We start from the raw sequence: 2002 nt of genomic DNA, 5'->3' as shown, positions 1-2002 counted from the left end.
GAGATCTCCGTAGCGCAACTCGCTCGTGAGCATGGGATCAACGATAATTTGCTGTTCAAGTGGCGCCAGTACTGGCGCGAAGGAAAACTACGTCCTCCTTCAACAACAGAAAACAACGTGCCTGAGCTGCTCCCGATAACACTTGATGCCGAAGATGTTGTTCCTGCAACCTCCCCCCGGTCACAACCTGTAGCTGCTGCGGCACCTGAATCACTCAATATCAGCTGTGAAGTGACGTTCCGGCACGGATCACTCCGTCTGAATGGTGCCATCAGCGAAAATATCCTGAACCTGCTGATACGGGAGCTCAAACGTTGATCCCATTACCATCAGGGACAAAGATCTGGCTGGTCGCTGGCATCACCGATATGAGAAACGGCTTCAACGGCCTGGCGGCAAAGGTGCAGACGACGCTGAAAGACGATCCGATGTCAGGTCACGTTTTTATCTTCCGTGGGCGTAATGGCAGTCAGGTAAAGCTCCTCTGGTCTACCGGCGATGGACTGTGTCTGCTGACCAAACGGCTGGAGCGCGGCCGCTTCGCCTGGCCGTCAGCCCGGGATGGCAAAGTGTTCCTCACACCGGCACAGCTGGCGATGCTCCTTGAAGGTATCGACTGGCGGCAGCCTAAAAGACTGCTTACGTCACTGACTATGTTGTAGGCCTCTTTATCCTGGTCGACGCTGAATGAGCCTGGTAATATACCCGGTATGAACAGCTTACTTCCTGACGATATCGATGAACTGAAACGTCTCCTTGCCGAACAGGAGGCGCTGAACCGTGCCCTTCTGGAAAAGCTGAACGAGCGTGAACGCGAAATAGATCACCTGCAGGCGCAACTGGATAAGCTGCGCCGGATGAACTTCGGCAGCCGCTCCGAAAAAGTCTCCCGCCGTATCGCGAAGATGGAAGCCGACCTTAAGCAGTTGCAGAAAGAAAGCGATACCCTTACCGGCCGGGTGGATGACCCGGCCGTGCAGCGCCCGCTGCGGCAGACCCGTACCCGCAAACCGTTCCCTGAATCACTTCCCCGTGACGAAAAACGGCTGCTGCCGGCAGCGTCATGCTGCCCGGAATGTGGTGGTGCGCTGAGTTACCTGGGTGAAGATGCCGCCGAACAGCTGGAGCTGATGCGCAGCGCCTTCCGGGTTATCCGGACAGTACGTGAAAAGCATGCCTGTACTCAGTGCGATGCCATCGTGCAGGCCCCCGCGCCTTCACGGCCCATCGAGCGGGGTATCGCAGGACCGGGGCTGCTGGCCCGCGTGCTGAGTTCAAAGTATGCAGAGCACACCCCGCTGTACCGCCAGTCTGAAATATACGGCCGCCAGGGTGTGGAGCTGAGCCGCTCACTGCTGTCGGGCTGGGTGGATGCGTGTTGCCGGCTACTGTCACCGCTGGAAGGGGCGCTTCAGGACTATGTGCTGACTGACGGTAAGCTCCATGCTGATGACACGCCTGTCCCGGTGCTGTTGCCAGGTAATAAGAAAACGAAGACCGGGCGGTTGTGGACGTACGTTCGTGACGACCGTAACGCCGGGTCAGAGCTGGCGCCGGCAGTGTGGTTCGCTTACAGCCCGGACAGAAAAGGTATCCACCCGCAGACCCATCTTGCGGGGTTCAGCGGAGTGCTGCAGGCGGATGCGTACGCCGGGTTCAACGAACTGTACCGCAATGGACAGATAACGGAAGCTGCCTGCTGGGCTCATGCCCGCCGCAAGATCCACGATGTGCACGTTCGCACCCCGTCAGCGCTGACGGAGGAAGCCCTGAAACGGATCGGTGAGTTATATGCCATCGAGGCGGAAATAAGGGGGATGCCGGCGAAGCGACGCCTTGCAGAACGTCAGCAAAAAGCTAAACCGCGGCTGAAATCCCTGGAAAGCTGGCTGCGTGAAAAGGTGAAAACGCTGTCGCGACACTCAGAACTGGCGAAAGCGTTCACGTACGTACTGAACCAGTGGCCGGCGCTGGCTTACTATACTGACGACGGCTGGGCCGA

General features: G+C 58.1%; 3 protein-coding genes. All 3 read left to right on the top strand.

Annotation, left to right across the window (positions count from 1 at the left end):
- On the top strand, window positions 1-318 hold a 318-nt coding region (locus tag ABLU50_RS16135), incomplete at its 5' end, for a transposase (RefSeq protein ID WP_348864859.1).
- Window positions 315-662, top strand: coding sequence for an IS66 family insertion sequence element accessory protein TnpB (gene tnpB / locus ABLU50_RS16130; RefSeq protein ID WP_000612626.1), 348 nt, complete (start codon window positions 315-317; stop codon window positions 660-662). The genes ABLU50_RS16135 and tnpB, both read left to right, overlap by 4 nt.
- A gap of 48 nt (window positions 663-710) precedes the next feature.
- A partial coding sequence (locus tag ABLU50_RS16125) for an IS66-like element ISKpn24 family transposase (protein WP_348864858.1) occupies window positions 711-2002 on the top strand: 1292 nt, incomplete at its 3' end.

It is taken from the genome of Klebsiella sp. GG_Kp173 (assembly GCF_040062415.1).
Classification (GTDB): Bacteria; Pseudomonadota; Gammaproteobacteria; order Enterobacterales; family Enterobacteriaceae; genus Klebsiella; species Klebsiella quasipneumoniae.
The sequence above is the reverse complement of the archived record's forward strand: the minus strand, read 5'-3'. Positions and strand labels throughout refer to the sequence as shown.